18 protein-coding genes and 1 other annotated feature are annotated in these 13,562 nt (G+C 53.2%); of the genes, 9 read left to right on the top strand and 9 right to left on the bottom strand.

Translation table 11 applies throughout. From position 1 onward, the window contains the following. Positions 1–10: 10 nt before the first annotated feature. From pheS to thrS, 6 genes are all read right to left on the bottom strand, one after another. Positions 11–994, bottom strand: coding sequence for a phenylalanine--tRNA ligase subunit alpha (pheS, locus tag MX657_RS09815; RefSeq protein WP_020884406.1), 984 nt, complete (start codon positions 992–994; stop codon positions 11–13). A 62-nt stretch (positions 995–1,056) separates the two neighbouring features. Then, positions 1,057–1,181: a sequence feature (Phe leader region), on the bottom strand. Further along, entirely contained in the window at positions 1,132–1,176 is a 45-nt protein-coding gene (pheM, locus tag MX657_RS09810; RefSeq protein WP_123912837.1) for a pheST operon leader peptide PheM, read from the bottom strand. Its footprint overlaps the feature before it by 45 nt. 117 nt (positions 1,182–1,298) lie before the next feature. Then, positions 1,299–1,655 carry a 50S ribosomal protein L20 gene (rplT, locus tag MX657_RS09805; protein WP_000124850.1) on the bottom strand — a complete coding sequence of 119 codons (357 nt, stop codon included), beginning with the start codon at positions 1,653–1,655 and terminating at the stop codon, positions 1,299–1,301. A 50-nt stretch (positions 1,656–1,705) separates the two neighbouring features. After that, complete coding sequence (gene rpmI / locus MX657_RS09800; protein ID WP_001124225.1) at positions 1,706–1,903, bottom strand: 50S ribosomal protein L35; 198 nt, start codon at positions 1,901–1,903, stop codon at positions 1,706–1,708. 97 nt (positions 1,904–2,000) lie between these two features. After that, on the bottom strand, positions 2,001–2,543 hold the full coding sequence (infC, locus tag MX657_RS09795) for a translation initiation factor IF-3 (RefSeq protein WP_023616141.1): 543 nt from the start codon (positions 2,541–2,543) through the stop codon (positions 2,001–2,003). A gap of 3 nt (positions 2,544–2,546) precedes the next feature. Then, complete coding sequence (thrS, locus tag MX657_RS09790; RefSeq protein WP_028012814.1) at positions 2,547–4,475, bottom strand: threonine--tRNA ligase; 1,929 nt, start codon at positions 4,473–4,475, stop codon at positions 2,547–2,549. A gap of 322 nt (positions 4,476–4,797) precedes the next feature. On the opposite strand from thrS, the gene yncL reads away from it, so the two are divergent. Beyond that, the gene (gene yncL / locus MX657_RS23680) at positions 4,798–4,890 is read left to right on the top strand and encodes a stress response membrane protein YncL (RefSeq protein WP_080327389.1); all 93 of its coding nucleotides are present in this window, start codon (positions 4,798–4,800) and stop codon (positions 4,888–4,890) included. Between the two features lie 100 nt (positions 4,891–4,990). Then, positions 4,991–5,098, top strand: a complete 108-nt coding sequence (gene yniD / locus MX657_RS09785; RefSeq protein ID WP_003857815.1) for a small membrane protein YniD — start codon at positions 4,991–4,993, stop codon at positions 5,096–5,098. A gap of 152 nt (positions 5,099–5,250) precedes the next feature. On the opposite strand, the gene MX657_RS09780 is transcribed toward yniD, so the two are convergent. Continuing rightward, positions 5,251–6,009, bottom strand: coding sequence for a DUF481 domain-containing protein (locus MX657_RS09780; RefSeq protein ID WP_080327390.1), 759 nt, complete (start codon positions 6,007–6,009; stop codon positions 5,251–5,253). A gap of 297 nt (positions 6,010–6,306) precedes the next feature. On the opposite strand from MX657_RS09780, the gene pfkB reads away from it, so the two are divergent. The 3 genes from pfkB (at position 6,307) to MX657_RS09765 (ending at position 8,600) form a co-directional block, all read left to right on the top strand. Next, positions 6,307–7,239: a 6-phosphofructokinase II gene (pfkB, locus tag MX657_RS09775; RefSeq protein ID WP_217479740.1), complete on the top strand. Its 933-nt coding sequence runs from the start codon at positions 6,307–6,309 to the stop codon at positions 7,237–7,239. A gap of 104 nt (positions 7,240–7,343) precedes the next feature. Continuing rightward, a complete protein-coding gene (gene ghoS / locus MX657_RS09770) occupies positions 7,344–7,634 on the top strand; it encodes a type V toxin-antitoxin system endoribonuclease antitoxin GhoS (protein ID WP_119914786.1) in 291 nt (96 codons plus the stop codon). A 105-nt stretch (positions 7,635–7,739) separates the two neighbouring features. Then, entirely contained in the window at positions 7,740–8,600 is an 861-nt protein-coding gene (locus tag MX657_RS09765; protein WP_346808279.1) for a fructosamine kinase family protein, read from the top strand. A 36-nt stretch (positions 8,601–8,636) separates the two neighbouring features. On the opposite strand, the gene MX657_RS09760 is transcribed toward MX657_RS09765, so the two are convergent. Further along, positions 8,637–9,173 carry a YniB family protein gene (locus MX657_RS09760; protein ID WP_119914787.1) on the bottom strand — a complete coding sequence of 179 codons (537 nt, stop codon included), beginning with the start codon at positions 9,171–9,173 and terminating at the stop codon, positions 8,637–8,639. 148 nt (positions 9,174–9,321) lie between these two features. Here MX657_RS09760 and hxpB point away from each other — a divergent pair, with 148 nt between their 5' ends. The 4 genes from hxpB to tcyP all read left to right on the top strand — a co-directional run bounded on the left by hxpB (position 9,322) and on the right by tcyP (position 13,087). After that, the gene (hxpB, locus tag MX657_RS09755) at positions 9,322–9,993 is read left to right on the top strand and encodes a hexitol phosphatase HxpB (protein ID WP_080327395.1); all 672 of its coding nucleotides are present in this window, start codon (positions 9,322–9,324) and stop codon (positions 9,991–9,993) included. A gap of 128 nt (positions 9,994–10,121) precedes the next feature. Further along, a complete protein-coding gene (gene kduD, locus MX657_RS09750; protein WP_080327396.1) occupies positions 10,122–10,883 on the top strand; it encodes a 2-dehydro-3-deoxy-D-gluconate 5-dehydrogenase KduD in 762 nt (253 codons plus the stop codon). A 94-nt stretch (positions 10,884–10,977) separates the two neighbouring features. Beyond that, positions 10,978–11,568, top strand: coding sequence for a metal-dependent hydrolase (locus MX657_RS09745; protein ID WP_346808277.1), 591 nt, complete (start codon positions 10,978–10,980; stop codon positions 11,566–11,568). A 127-nt stretch (positions 11,569–11,695) separates the two neighbouring features. Next, positions 11,696–13,087, top strand: a complete 1,392-nt coding sequence (tcyP, locus tag MX657_RS09740; protein ID WP_080327398.1) for a cystine/sulfocysteine:cation symporter — start codon at positions 11,696–11,698, stop codon at positions 13,085–13,087. Positions 13,088–13,136: 49 nt separating this feature from the next. Here tcyP and cedA read toward each other — a convergent pair whose 3' ends face one another. Next, the gene (gene cedA / locus MX657_RS09735) at positions 13,137–13,376 is read right to left on the bottom strand and encodes a cell division activator CedA (RefSeq protein WP_208861674.1); all 240 of its coding nucleotides are present in this window, start codon (positions 13,374–13,376) and stop codon (positions 13,137–13,139) included. Between the last annotated feature and the right edge of the window lie 186 nt (positions 13,377–13,562).

The raw sequence follows: 13,562 nt of genomic DNA, 5'->3' as shown, positions 1-13,562 counted from the left end.
TGTCCTGCCCTTATTTAAACTGTTTGAGGAAACGCAGATCGTTTTCGAAGAACGCACGTAAGTCGGTCACGCCGTAGCGCAGCATGGTCAGACGCTCCATGCCCATACCGAATGCAAAGCCGGAGTACACTTCCGGATCGATACCCACGTTGCGCAGCACGTTTGGATGCACCATGCCGCAGCCCAGCACTTCCAGCCATTTGCCGTTTTTGCCCATCACGTCAACTTCCGCAGACGGTTCAGTGAACGGGAAGTAGGACGGACGGAAACGAACCTGCAAATCTTCCTCAAAGAAGTTGTTCAGGAAATCGTGCAGCGTGCCTTTCAGGTTGGTGAAGCTGATGTTTTTATCAACAATCAGACCTTCCATCTGGTGGAACATTGGGGTGTGGGTCTGATCGTAGTCGTTACGATAGACGCGGCCCGGCGCGATAATGCGGATTGGCGGTTCCTGCTCCTTCATGGTACGGATCTGAACGCCGGAGGTCTGAGTGCGCAGCAGACGCGTCGCGTCGAACCAGAAAGTGTCGTGGTCAGCGCGTGCCGGATGATGGCCAGGAATGTTCAGGGCATCGAAGTTGTGGTAGTCATCTTCGATTTCCGGGCCAGTCGCCACGGTAAAGCCGAGCTCACCGAAGAAACTTTCAATACGATCGATGGTACGGGTGACAGGGTGCAGACCACCGTTTTCAATACGGCGACCCGGCAGAGAAACGTCGATGGTTTCTGCCGCCAGACGCGCATTCAGTACCGCGCTTTCCAGCTCGGCCTTACGTGCGTTCAGCGCCTGCTGTACCTGCTCTTTGGCTTCGTTAATCACCGCACCCGCTGCCGGGCGTTCTTCTGGCGGCAGTTCACGCAGGGTTGTCATTTGAAGGGTCAGGTGCCCTTTCTTCCCAAGATATTCGACGCGGACATTGTCTAACGCGGCAACATCTGAGGCCTGATTAATGGCGGCTGTTGCACTGGCAACCAGCTCTGCGAGATGTGACATGATTTTCCTCATTATGTCGGTGCAGACACCGATTTGGTGGAGTTATTCTCTCAAATTCAGGCACAAAAAAAGCCTCCATCGGGAGGCTTATCTGGCGCTGTTTTTCGTTTCATCTTTCACGCGCTAGCCTCCTGGTATCAGGTGCTAAAGTAAAAGAAGAAGCGGAAAATAGCAGCATGCATGCTTGCGTTACCTTGTGTGGTAAAAACCGTTAAGACCTTATTGAAAAGCCTGCACGGATAAATGTCAATCTTCTGATGGCGTTAAATGAAAAGAGGGAGCCAGGCCCCCTCTCTCAACTGGCTTATGCCAGTGCTGCTTTCGCTTTTTCGACCAGAGCGGTGAACGCTACTTTGTCGAATACTGCGATGTCAGCCAGGATCTTACGGTCGATTTCAACAGAGGCTTTTTTCAGGCCGTTGATGAATTTGCTGTAAGAAATACCGTTCTGACGTGCTGCTGCGTTGATACGCGCAATCCACAGTTGACGGAACTGACGCTTACGCTGACGACGGTCACGGTAAGCGTACTGACCTGCTTTGATAACAGCCTGGAAGGCAACGCGGTATACGCGTGAACGCGCACCGTAGTAGCCTTTAGCTTGTTTCAAAATTTTCTTGTGACGTGCACGTGCAATTACACCACGTTTTACGCGAGCCATGTGTGCTCTCCTGTATCTATTCTAAGTTAAAAAAGTTAAACGTTAACGACTTATGCGTACGGCAGGCACGCGATGACCAGGCCCAGATCGCCTTTAGAAACCATGGCTTTTGGACGCAGGTGACGTTTACGCTTGGTAGCTTTCTTAGTCAGAATGTGACGCAGGTTAGCGTGCTTGTGCTTAAAACCACCTTTACCGGTTTTTTTGAAGCGCTTAGCAGCACCGCGTACGGTCTTAATTTTTGGCATTTTAATAACTTCCACTTCGCATTGTTAAATAAACGAAACATAGGCGAACAAAACCTATGGGGCCCGAAGGCTCCACAGATTTTGCTGCTTGAAGGCCTTACTGTTTCTTCTTAGGAGCGAGCACCATGATCATCTGGCGGCCTTCGATCTTCGTAGGGAAGGATTCGACTACTGCCAGTTCACTCAGATCGTCACGGACGCGGTTAAGCACTTCCATACCAATCTGTTGGTGGGCCATCTCACGACCGCGGAAACGCAGTGTGATCTTGGCCTTATCGCCATCTTCCAGAAAGCGAATCAGGCTGCGGAGTTTTACCTGATAATCGCCATCGTCGGTACCAGGACGGAATTTGATTTCCTTAACCTGGATAACTTTTTGCTTCTTCTTCTGTTCCTTAGAAGACTTACTCTTTTCATAAAGGAACTTGCCGTAGTCCATGATACGACAAACTGGCGGTTCGGCGTTAGGGCTGATTTCAACTAAATCTACTCCAGCTTCTTCAGCCTTTTCGATCGCTTCTCTCAGACTCACAATCCCCAGCTGCTCGCCTTCCAGACCTGTTAAGCGAACTTCCTGGGCGCGAATCTCGCCATTGATACGATTCGGACGTGCCGTTTGAACTCGTTTTCCGCCTTTAATACCTTATTCCTCCAGTTGTTGAAGACTGCGGCTGCGAATCTCTTGTTGCAGCTTCTCAATCACTTCACTTACGTCCAGGCTGCCCAGGTCTTTACCACGGCGGGTGCGAACGGCAACTTTGCCTGCTTCCACCTCTTTATCACCACAGACCAACATATACGGGACACGACGTAAAGTGTGCTCGCGGATTTTAAAGCCAATCTTCTCATTTCTCAAGTCTGCTTTTACGCGAATGCCCGCATTTTGTAGTTTCTGCGTCAATTCTTTAACGTAATCCGCCTGAGAATCGGTAATGTTCATCACTACGACCTGCACTGGCGCAAGCCAGGTTGGGAAGAAGCCGGCGAACTCTTCGGTCAGGATGCCGATGAAGCGCTCCAGAGAACCGAGAATAGCACGGTGAATCATTACTGGTACCTGACGCTCGTTGTCTTCGCCAACATAAGAGGCGCTTAAACGCTGCGGCAGGGAGAAGTCCAGCTGTACAGTACCGCACTGCCATGCGCGATCGAGGCAGTCATACAGGGTAAATTCAATTTTCGGACCGTAGAATGCGCCCTCGCCCAGCTGGTATTCGAACGGAATGCCGTTCTCTTCCAGCGCCACGGCGAGATCCGCCTCTGCGCGATCCCAGGTCTCATCGCTACCGATACGTTTTTCCGGACGCGTTGAGAGTTTGACGACGATCTTCTCGAAGCCAAAGGTGCTGTACATATCGTAGACCATACGAATACAGGCGTTAACTTCATCACGAACCTGATCTTCAGTACAGAAGATATGCGCATCATCCTGCGTAAAGCCACGAACACGCATCAGACCGTGCAGCGCACCTGATGGCTCGTTACGGTGGCAGCTACCGAACTCCGCCATACGCAGCGGCAGGTCGCGGTAGGATTTCAGACCCTGGTTGAAGATCTGAACGTGGCCCGGGCAGTTCATTGGCTTGATGCAGTATTCACGGTTCTCAGACGAGGTGGTGAACATTGCATCTTTGTAGTTGTCCCAGTGGCCGGTTTTTTCCCACAGCACACGGTCCATCATGAACGGGCCTTTCACTTCCTGATACTGGTACTCTTTCAGCTTGGAGCGCACGAACGTTTCCAGTTCACGGAAGATAGTCCAGCCGTCGTTATGCCAGAACACCATACCCGGTGCTTCTTCCTGCATGTGATACAGGTCGAGCTGCTTACCGATTTTACGGTGGTCACGCTTAGCGGCCTCTTCCAGGCGCTGCAGGTACGCGTTCAGGGCTTTCTTATCCGCCCACGCGGTACCATAGATACGCTGCAACATCTTGTTGTTGCTGTCGCCACGCCAGTAGGCGCCAGCGATCTTCATCAGTTTGAAATGATGACAGAAGCGCATGTTCGGCACGTGCGGTCCACGGCACATGTCGACGTATTCTTCGTGATGGTACAAGCCAGGCTTGTCATCATGGGCAATGTTTTCATCGAGAATAGAGACTTTATAGCTCTCGCCACGCTTGACGAAGGTTTCACGCGCTTCGTGCCAGCTGACTTTCTTCTTGATGACGTCATAGTTGGTTTCGGCGAGCTCGTGCATACGTTTTTCGAGCGCGTCGATATCTTCCTGGGTCAGGGTGTGGTCAAGGTCAACGTCGTAGTAAAAGCCGTTGTCGATAACCGGACCGATCGCCATTTTGGTGTTTGGCCACAGTTGCTTGATGGCATGACCCAACAGGTGCGCGCAGGAGTGACGAATGATCTCCAGACCTTCTTCGTCTTTCGCGGTGATGATTGCAAGCGTCGCATCGTTTTCAATCAGATCGGACGCATCAACCAGCTCACCGTTCACACGGCCTGCGATGGTCGCTTTCGCGAGGCCAGGACCAATGTCCAGGGCAACATCCATTGGGCTAACAGCGTGGTCGAAATGGCGTTGGCTGCCATCAGGAAGAGTAATTACAGGCATTTTATATCCTTATTTGCAGTGATGCCCCACACATAAGAGCATATACAAAGAAAATAATCGTGATTTGACAAGAGATTACGAGACCATCTGACCAACAATCGTCAAATTGGTTCGTCATCATTGACCTGCCGAAAAATCAGACAACGTCGGATTTACGACAAGCCCTGCAATGTTAACACTAACAAAAGGGAGAATGCACCCTCTGCGGGGAGATTGATCCGCTGGCGCTTTTACGGGAATTACCGGCTGCATCTCTCGGCGCTCGCATTTCAGAGATGCGGAGCTATCCTTGTACAGGTTGTTAAACCCAAAGGTATATACCATGAACGTATCCCCAAGAACGGTTGTGATATTGAACATCCTTTCCGCTACCGGTTTATTGTTAATTCTCGCCGACCGATTCCACTGGTTCTGAGCTGAACGCCAGGGTGGCATAACCCGATCCCTCCCCCGAGATGGGGCATTTTTTTGCCCTGTTTGGTAAACTAAGCGCATCAACGAACAAGGATCAGGTTATGCCAACAAAACGATTTGCCGTAAAACACTGGAAAATGGTGGTAGTGCTGATTGCCATCTGCGGCGCGATGCTGTTGCTGCGTTGGGCGGCGATGATTTGGGGCTAAACGCAAACATTGCAGTCCAGAAAATAAACGCCGTTTCGAGTGATGTAAATTTATCGGCGCGCTTTAGCCATAATAAAGAAATACGGTGTATTCAGGGATGTTGAAGATACGTGATTAAAAAACGGGCCAATATTATTATCGGCCCGCGCGTATTACATTTTATAACCTAATGAGATCGTGGTTCTGCGATCGGTGTGATCGGGCGCACTTGCCGGTGGTGAAGAGTTCCAGGTCACGTTGTAGGCCACTTTCAAACCGAAATGCTCGTTGATAGCCACGTTCAGCGCGCTCTCAGAGTTCAGCGTCGTATCCTCGGCACCAAACACAGAAACGCCCTGAGTAAATTTGGTGTTGTCGGTCATCTGCCACGCGTAAGTGCCCGATGCATAACCCAGCGGCTGGGTTTCATCTTCGCCATTGGTGTACTCGTCATAGCGTACACCAGGACCGAATTCAAAACGGAAGCTGTGCACCGGACCATTCAGGAACTGACGACCATAACCGGCGGTGAATACATCGCGTTGGCGATAGCCGTTATAACGGTCCGTTAACCAGCTTGCCTGACCAAAGATGTAGTCATAATCAGTCATGTTGTAACGGCTACGCCCACCTACCGCATATTTCTCGGAAGAACGTTCATCATTCGCGGACGTGTTGCTGGCATTTCCCCACAGAGACCAGGCTGTGGTATTGCCATACCAGGTCAGCGTACTGTCCGCCGTCAGAGAAGAGCTTTTCGTGTTACCGGATTGCGCCAGGTATCCGGCATTCAGGTTACCTTCAAACGGTTTTTTCGCGGAGGAAGGATCGTCCATGACAGTAAAAACGGTGTCATCGGCGGTTGCATTCAGTGACGCAAATACGCCACCCGCCAGCATCAGTGCTGCGGGTACTGTCTTCAAAAGCTTCATTTTATTTAAGGAGTCCGTACAACAAAAAAAGAGACCACCACGGTCTCGGAAACTTTCTTGAGGATCAATGACAAGGCGTCCAGAGAAAGGTAACAAATTATAAAAAGCCGCAAATAACATAGCAATGTTTTCTTATTTCATTTTTTGAATAAGAACGATCTCAAAATGCGTTTTAGTTTATATATCCCGCTCAGGGTTTTTCGTCAGTATTCATATTTAAAATCATACTGTTATTTACATTGCCTTCCTGACAAATGGTGCCAGACTAAAAGGAACCCACGCTAAAAGGAGGTAAAGATGGTTTCTATCTACACCCTGACGCTCTCCCCTTCCCTGGATTCCGCGACCCTGACGCCCCAGATTTACCCGGAAGGTAAACTGCGCTGCAGCGCGCCCGTCTTCGAGCCCGGCGGCGGTGGAATCAACGTGGCGCGCGCCATTACGCATCTCGGCGGCAAAGCGACGGCCATTTTTCCCGCGGGTGGCGCTACGGGTGAACACCTGGTCTCTCTGCTGGCTGATGAACAGGTTGCCGTGGAGACGGTCGATGCTAAAGACTGGACGCGCCAGAACCTGCATGTCCACGTGGAGTCGAGCGGAGAGCAGTATCGTTTTGTTATGCCGGGGGCAAAACTGAGCGATGATGAGTTTCGCCAGCTTGAAGAAAAAGTGCTGACGATTGAAAGCGGCGCACTGCTGGTGATAAGCGGCAGCCTGCCGCCTGGCGTAAGCACAGAAAAGCTCACGGCGCTTATTCAGGCGGCTCAGCAGCGCGGCATCCGCTGCATCGTCGACAGCAGCGGTGAAGCGCTGCAGGCTGCCTTGGTGCCGGGTAATCTCGAGCTGGTCAAACCGAACCAGAAAGAGTTAAGCGCGCTGGTCAACCGCGAACTGACGCAGCCTGACGATGTTCGCACTGCCGCGCAGGAGCTGGTGCGCAGCGGCAAAGCGCGACGCGTCGTGGTTTCCCTTGGCCCGCAGGGGGCGCTGGCGGTCGATGAAACGTCATCCGTTCAGGTCGTCCCGCCGCCGATGAAGAGCCAGAGCACGGTTGGCGCGGGTGACAGCATGGTGGGCGCAATGACGCTTAAACTCGCCGAGGGCGCATCGCTGCTGGACATGACGCGCTACGGCGTTGCGGCGGGTAGCGCCGCGACCATCAACCAGGGAACGCGTCTCTGCTCGCTGGCCGATACGCAAAAAATCGTCGATTACCTGTCCCGCAATTAACGCATTCTCCCCTCCCGACCGGGAGGGGAAAGCCGCATCGTAGTCGCCAAATACGGCCCATCGACTATGCTAAGAAAACTTCCATGATAACAATGAGGTGAATTATGAGCAGTGGTGACATCACTCGCTACGTCGTGACCATCAATCTTCATGAAGCATCGCTGACCGAGCTTAATGAGCTCAACAACGCCTTCACGCGGGCTAATTTCCTGCTCACGCTGACGGATGACGAAGGCCATATTCATGATTTAGGCACCCTGACATTCGGGCTGATCGGCGCCCTGAGTGAGGAAGAGGTTCAGGCGCTGGCCGCCAGTCTGGTGGAAAGTGTGACCGACAAGCCAGCCGATATTACCGTAGAGACCTGGGAAAGCTGGCAGAAAAAAGAACAATAAGTGCCCTGTATGAATTTAAACCGCTCAGGTGTGCGTTAGTTCGTATTTTTTTACCGCAATTATGCGCTAACTTTATGATCTGGCAGACAACATGGGAGAGACAACATGTGGCAGGCTATCAGTCATCTTTTAAGTGAGCAACTGGGTGAAGGTGAAATTGAACTGCGTAACGAACTGCCGGGCGGTGAGATCCACGCCGCGTGGCATTTACGCTACGCAGGACGCGATCTTTTCGTTAAATGCGATGAGCGGGAGCTGCTCCCGATTTTTACCGCTGAAGCTGACCAGCTTGAACTGCTGTCGCGCAGTAAAACGGTGACGGTACCTGAGGTACTGGCCGTAGGCAGCGACCGGGACTACAGTTTTTTAGTCATGGAGTATCTTCCTGCCCGCCCGCTGGATGCCCATAATGCCTTCATTCTCGGCCAGCAGCTGGCGCGCCTGCACCAGTGGAGTGACCAGCCCCAGTTTGGTCTCGACTTTGACAACGACCTTTCCACCACGCCGCAGCCCAATGCCTGGCAGCGCCGCTGGTCAACATTTTTTGCCGAGCAGCGCATTGGCTGGCAGCTTGAGTTAGCCGCTGAAAAAGGGCTGGCGTTTGGCAATATTGACGCCATCGTCGAGCATGTTCAGCAGCGTCTGGCCTCCCACCAGCCTCAGGCTTCTCTGCTGCACGGCGATTTATGGTCCGATAACTGCGCGCTGGGCCCTGGCGGCCCCTATATTTACGACCCGGCCTGTTACTGGGGCGATCGTGAGTGCGATCTCGCCATGCTGCCGCTCCATCCCGAACAGCCGCCGCAAATATACGATGGCTATCAGTCTGTCTCCCCCCTGCCGCCTGATTTTCTCGAACGTCAGCCGGTATATCAGCTCTATACGCTAATGAACCGGGCCATTCTGTTTGGTGGGCAGCATCTGGTTAACGCCCAGCGTGCGCTTGAACGCATGCTTGCCGCGTGAGGACAGAGCGGGTGGCCGTACAGCCACCCCTGTCTGCTACAGAAAACCGAGCAGTGAAAAGAAGAAGTATCCTGCCACAATGATGATAACGGGAAGAATATAGAGCGGGAAAATCTGCAGGAAAATGGTGTGACGCGGTACCACAATGCGGGATTCAATTTGCTCGCGGCTCATCCCTTCCGGGCCTTTCGCCTTCTCAAGTATCAGCTGATCTTCCACCCCTTCGCGTAAAAAACGGGCCTGGCGACTCATTCGTGCGCCCGAAGCCTGCAGCGCCATCGCCACAAAAATCAGCGCATAGATAATCCAGAACCCAACGTTCATCTGATGATGAAAGTCAGGCGTTGGCGAATTGAACCAGAAAGCGTTCAGGAACGGCGTGTTGAACCGCATCATCTCAATCATGACATGCGCAAAATCAAGCATTACCGCATTAATGCCCGGCTGTTTTTCGCTGTGATCGTACATAAACTTGAGCACGGAGATCAGCGTTGATATGACGGCGGGAATAAAAATTACCCAGCCAACAATACGTTTTAAGACAGCAATGCGTCCAGCTTGTTGATACGTCATCAGTTCCTCTTCATAAAGACGCGTTATTTGAGCCTAAGTCTACCTGCTGGTCATCAATTTCGCCCGCTCTTTAAAAGCAATATGCTAAATTGCAGACTGTGCATAGCACTTATCGTCTGTCGAACACCCTGGATAAGGAGACGTTGTGATGTCGACACCGCGCCAGATACTTGCCGCTATTTTTGACATGGATGGATTACTGATTGATTCCGAGCCGTTGTGGGATCGCGCCGAGCTGGACGTGATGGCCAGCCTGGGCGTTGATATCAGCCGCCGTAATGAACTTCCCGACACGCTGGGCCTGCGCATTGATATGGTCGTTGACCTCTGGTACGCCCAACAGCCGTGGGTGGGACCCGATCGCGACGAAGTCACCGCGCGCATTATCAGCCGCGCCATCGCGCTGGTGGAGGAGAACAAGCCGCTCTTGCCGGGCGTACGTGAAGCTGTTGCGCTGTGCAAATCGCAGGGGCTGAAGGTCGGCCTGGCCTCGGCTTCACCGCTGCATATGCTGGAAAAGGTGCTGATCATGTTTGAGCTGCGCGACAGTTTTGACGCCCTGGCTTCCGCGGAAAAACTGCCCTACAGCAAGCCGCACCCGCAGGTCTATATGGACTGTGCCGCAAAGCTGGGACTTGATCCGCTTACCTGCGTCGCGCTGGAAGATTCCGTCAACGGGATGGTGGCTTCCAAAGCCGCGCGTATGCGCTCCATTGTGGTTCCCGATGAAGAAAATCGCCACGATCCCCGGTATGCTCTTGCTGACGTTAAGCTGAATTCGCTGGCTGAGCTGACGGTGCAACACCTGCGCGGCGAATAACGCTCCGCTTTCAGGCAGCGTCATGCTGCCTGATAAAAACAAAACATCGTTTCATTTCGTTTGCTTTTCTTATTCCCGCCTCCTATCTTTAACCTCAGAACGACAATAATCAGGCTTCTGAGGCGCGTATGATTCTGGACACCTTTACTCTTTCAGGCAAAGTGGCCCTCATCACCGGGTGCGATACCGGTCTGGGACAAGGCATGGCCATTGCACTGGCGCAGGCGGGATGCGATATCGTGGGCGTAAACCGCAAAGATCCGGAGAAAACGGCGAGCTGCGTCACCTCGCTCGGAAGACGATTTGTAGCTATTCGGGCCGATCTCAGCCAGCAAGATAATCTTCAGCACGTTGTGGATACCGCCGTGGCGGCGATGGGGCGAGTCGATATTCTGGTGAACAATGCCGGGACGATCCGCCGGGAGGATGCACTGGCGTTCAGTGAAAAAGACTGGGATGACGTCATGAACCTGAATCTCAAGTCGCTCTTTTTCCTTTCGCAGGCGGTAGCCAAACAATTTATCGCCCAGGGCCAGGGCGGCAAAATTATCAATATTGCCTCGATGCTCTCCTTCCAGGGCGGCATTCGCGTGCCGTCGTATACTGCCTCGAAAAGCGGCGTACTCGGCATCACGCGTCTGCTGGCGAATGAGTGGGCGACACATGGCATCAACGTGAATGCCATCGCGCCGGGCTACATGGCGACGAACAACACGCAGCAGCTGCGCGCGGACGAACAGCGTAATGCGGAAATCCTTGACCGCATCCCGGCGGGGCGCTGGGGAGTACCGGATGACCTTCAGGGACCGGTCGTCTTTTTAGCCTCCTCCGCATCAGATTACGTAAATGGTCACACCTTAGCCGTCGACGGCGGCTGGCTGGCGCGCTGACGCGCGTTTGTGACAAACAGTTACACCGTCACCTCTTTCGCCCACTGTATAAAAACCCTATACTGTATAAATTGACAGTTTCGTGGGTTTTATCATGACGGCGGAAGGCCACCTGCTTTTTTCCATTGCGTGCGCAGTATTTGCCAAAAACGCAGAACTTACTCCCGTGCTTGCACAGGGAGACTGGTGGCATATTGTCCCTTCCGCCGTATTAACCTGCCTGCTACCCGATATTGACCACCCGAAATCGTTCCTCGGACAGCGCCTGAAATGGGTGTCGAAACCCATTGCCCGCGCGTTCGGCCATCGGGGCTTTACCCACAGCCTGCTGGCCGTGTTCGCCCTGCTGACGATTTTCTATTTAAAAGTGCCCGAAAGCTGGATCGTGCCGGGCGATGCCATTCAGGGTATGGTGCTGGGTTACTTAAGCCATATCCTCGCCGATATGCTGACGCCCGCAGGCGTGCCGCTGCTCTGGCCCTGCCGGTGGCGTTTCCGTTTTCCCATACTTGCGCCGCAGAAAGGTAACCAGCTGGAGCGCGTATTGTGCATGGCGCTGTTCGCCTACGCCGTCTGGATGCCGCAAACATTGCCCGAAAACAGTGCAGTGCGCTGGTCTTCCCAGATGATTAATTCGCTGCAATTTCAGTTCAATCGTTTTATTCATCACCAGATTGAACAGTAAAACGACAAAATCACTCCGTTTGTCATAAACCATTCCATTTGGATATAAGCGCCACATCACACTTCTGCTAACCTTCCGCCAACAGGATCGGGAAAAACCGATCCCATAATAAATCAGGAGAACGGGGATGAATTTTCCACTCATCGCGAACATTGTCGTGTTCGTTGTATTGCTATTGCTTCTCGCGCAGGCGCGCCACAAACAGTGGAGTCTGGCGAAAAAAGTGCTGGTTGGTCTGGCCATGGGTGTCGTATTTGGTCTGGCATTACAGGCGATTTATGGCTCCGATAATCCAGTTCTGAAAGATTCTATCCAGTGGTTCAACATTGTCGGTAACGGCTATGTCCAGCTGCTGCAGATGATCGTTATGCCGCTGGTGTTTGCCTCTATTCTGAGCGCCGTAGCCCGCCTGCACAACGCAACCCAACTGGGTAAAATCAGCTTCCTGACCATTGGCACCCTGCTGTTTACCACGCTGATTGCCGCGCTGGTAGGGGTGCTGGTCACCAACCTGTTTGGTCTGACGGCCGAAGGTCTGGTTCAGGGTACCGCTGAAACGGCGCGTCTGACCGCAATTCAAACCAACTACGTGGGTAAAGTGGCTGATCTGACGGTTCCGCAGATGGTGCTCTCCTTCATTCCGAAGAACCCGTTTGCTGACCTGACCGGTGCAAGCCCAACCTCCATCATCAGCGTGGTGATCTTCGCGGCGTTCCTGGGCGTGGCGGCGCTTAAGCTGCTGAAAGACGACGCGCCGAAAGGCGAACGCGTGCTGACTGCTATTGATACCCTGCAAAGCTGGGTGATGAAGCTGGTCCGTCTGGTCATGCAGCTGACGCCATACGGCGTTCTGGCGCTGATGACCAAAGTGGTAGCTGGCTCTAATCTGCAGGACATCATTAAGCTGGGCAGCTTCGTTGTCGCCTCTTATCTGGGCCTGGGCATTATGTTCGTGGTGCACGGCATCCTGCTGGGCGTGAACGGCGTCAGCCCGCTGAAATACTTCCGTAAGGTATGGCCGGTACTGACCTTTGCCTTCACCAGCCGCTCCAGCGCCGCGTCTATTCCGCTGAACGTTGAAGCGCAGACCCGCCGTCTGGGCGTACCTGAGTCTATCGCCAGCTTCTCTGCGTCCTTTGGTGCCACCATTGGTCAGAACGGCTGTGCGGGTCTCTACCCGGCAATGCTGGCGGTGATGGTTGCCCCTACCGTTGGGATCAACCCGCTGGATCCAGTGTGGATCGCGACGCTGGTTGGCATCGTTACCATCAGCTCCGCTGGCGTTGCAGGTGTCGGCGGTGGTGCAACCTTCGCCGCGCTGATTGTGCTGCCTGCGCTGGGTCTGCCGGTCACGCTGGTCGCGCTGCTGATCTCCGTTGAACCGCTGATCGACATGGGCCGTACCGCGCTGAACGTGAGCGGCTCCATGACCGCCGGTACGCTGACCAGCCAGTGGCTGAAGCAGACCGACAAAGCCATTCTGGAAAGTGAAGACGATGCCGAGCTGGCGCACCGTTAATCACTGCAGACATTAAAAAAACCGCCTGATGGCGGTTTTTTTATGGCTGTTATTCTTCAACCTCTTCATCCTGGCGGATCTGCGTCGCCCACCGCTGCGCTGACTCCGGCACGGTAAACGTGGGCGAGCGGCGGAAATGTTCGCCGATCAGCACAAAGGCCACGTATTTGCCCCGTAACTGCCAGACATCGCGAAAACCATCCACTTTCAGGGCATGGTCAGGCGGCGCGGGCTCAACGCGGGGCACATAGCTAATAACCTGGCGGTTTTGTTGACGAAGAGGTTTCATAAGCGACTGGTTCACTAAAGCAAATTCTTGAAGCAGGAAAATTCTATGATAGCCGATCCTGCTACCTTCCGTCGCGCCCCGAGTGGGCGAGAAGGCTCCTTTCGTCAATGACGGCATGTGAAAACTCTTAGTTAGCGAGCCATTTCACAACATTGTTCTATCCTTAATAGGGTTTTTAGCAATGGA

Source organism: Enterobacter chuandaensis (assembly GCF_039718975.1).
Taxonomy (GTDB): domain Bacteria; phylum Pseudomonadota; class Gammaproteobacteria; order Enterobacterales; family Enterobacteriaceae; genus Enterobacter; species Enterobacter chuandaensis.
This window is presented reverse-complemented; position numbering and strand designations above follow the sequence as displayed.